General features: G+C 56.6%; 1 rRNA gene. It reads left to right on the top strand.

Annotation, left to right across the window (positions count from 1 at the left end):
* Window positions 1-295, top strand: a 23S ribosomal RNA gene (locus BMX22_RS00010); the annotation flags it as partial.

Raw genomic sequence — 295 nt, forward strand, 5'->3', positions numbered from 1 at the left:
TATGTGAGTGGAAATGCCGTCGCTCAACGGATAAAAGCTACCCTGGGGATAACAGGCTGATCTCCCCCAAGAGTCCACATCGACGGGGAGGTTTGGCACCTCGATGTCGGCTCATCGCATCCTGGGGCTGAATTCGGTCCCAAGGGTTTGGCTGTTCGCCAATTAAAGCGGTACGCGAGCTGGGTTCAGAACGTCGTGAGACAGTTCGGTCCCTATCTGTCGTGGGCGTAGGATATTTGAGAGGAGCTGTCCCTAGTACGAGAGGACCGGGATGGACGCACCTCTGGTGCACCAG

Origin of the sequence: Ruminococcus sp. YRD2003, from assembly GCA_900109435.1 — a bacterium.
Classification (GTDB): domain Bacteria; phylum Bacillota; class Clostridia; order Oscillospirales; family Ruminococcaceae; genus Ruminococcus; species Ruminococcus flavefaciens_G.